At 72.8% G+C, this 1,416-nt stretch carries 1 protein-coding gene; it reads right to left on the bottom strand.

All coding sequences use genetic code 11. The annotated features are described in order from the left end of the window. Positions 1–1,399: aldehyde dehydrogenase family protein (locus E6A21_RS17710; protein ID WP_425471580.1), on the bottom strand; the 1,399-nt coding region annotated here is incomplete at its 3' end. Positions 1,400–1,416 lie beyond the last annotated feature (17 nt).

Below are 1,416 nucleotides of genomic sequence, written 5' to 3'. Positions count from 1 at the left end.
CGAGGTGCTTGAGGCCTTCGACGCCGAATTCGAGGCCGTAGCCGGAGTGCTTGGCGCCGCCGAAGGGGACCATGGGGTGGACGACGCCGTGGGCGTTGATCCAGACGGTGCCGGCCTCGAGGCGGGAGGCGACCTCGCGGGCCTTGTCCCTGTCGGCGGACCAGACGGAGGCGCCGAGGCCGACCTCGAGGCCGTTGGCCATCTCCACGGCCTCCTCCACGGTGGAGTACTTCACGATGGGCAGGGCGGGGCCGAACTGCTCCTGGGCCACGAGGGGGTTCGCGTTGTCGATGTGGGCCACCAGGGTGGTGGGGTAGAAGTAGCCGGGCTGGTCCTCGTCGGGGTTCCCGCCCAGGAGCACTTCCGCGCCGGAGGCCTTGGCGGCCTCGACGAGGCGGGCGACGATCTCGTACTGGGCCCTGTTCTGCAGCGGGCCGAGCAGGTTCTGCTCCTGGAGCCCGACGCCCATGGGCACGGCCGCGGCGTACTGGGCCAGGGCCCGGCACACGTCCTCGTAGATGTCCTCGTGGACGTAGAGGCGCTTGAGGGCGGCGCAGGTCTGGCCGGTGTTGATGAACGCGCCCCAGAACAGGCCCTCGGCGATCGCCTCGGGGTCGGCGTCGGGCAGGACGATGCCGGCGTCGTTGCCGCCGAGCTCGAGGGTCAGGCGCTTCACCGTCTCGGCGGAGGAGCGGATGATGGCCTTGCCGGTCGCGGTGGAGCCGGTGAACATGACCTTCCCGATGCCGGGGTGGGCGGTGATCGCGGCCCCGACCTCGCGGTCGCCGGCCACCGCCGTCACGAGGCCCTCGGGCAGGGCTTGGTTGATGACCCGGAGGAGGGCCAGGACCGAGAGCGGGGTGTAGTTGGAGGGCTTGACCACGACGGCGTTGCCCATGCGCAGGGCCGGGGCGACCTGCCAGACGGTGATCATCATGGGCCAGTTCCACGGCCCGATCGCCCCGACGACCCCGATCGGGCGGTAGTGCAGGACGGCCTTGGTGGTCCCGTCCTCGAGGACGGTCTCGGGCTCGAGGACCGTTGCGGCCGCGGCCCGGAGCCACGCGGCGCACGCGCCGACCTCGAAGCGGGCGTTGGGGCCGTTGAGCGGCTTGCCCTGCTCGCGGGAGAGGATCCGGGCGAGCTCCTCGGCGTTGGCCTCCACGGCCTCGGCCGCCGCGTTCAGCGCCGCGGAGCGGGCCTCGTGGCCGGCCGCTGCCCAGGCCGGCTGGGCTGCCCTCGCGGCCGCGATCGCCGCCTCGAGCTCCGCCAGCCCGTGCACCGGAGCCACCCCGACGAGTCCGCCGGTGGCCGGGTCGAGCACCTCGCGGCCGGGCTCGCCCGGGGCGGGAGCGATCGCCTCGAGCAGGGAATCCGTCTGCTGCAGGGTCGTGTCCATGAATCCTCCACGTTGAG

The organism is Sinomonas susongensis, assembly GCF_005877005.1.
GTDB lineage: Bacteria > Actinomycetota > Actinomycetes > Actinomycetales > Micrococcaceae > Sinomonas > Sinomonas susongensis.
This window is presented reverse-complemented; position numbering and strand designations above follow the sequence as displayed.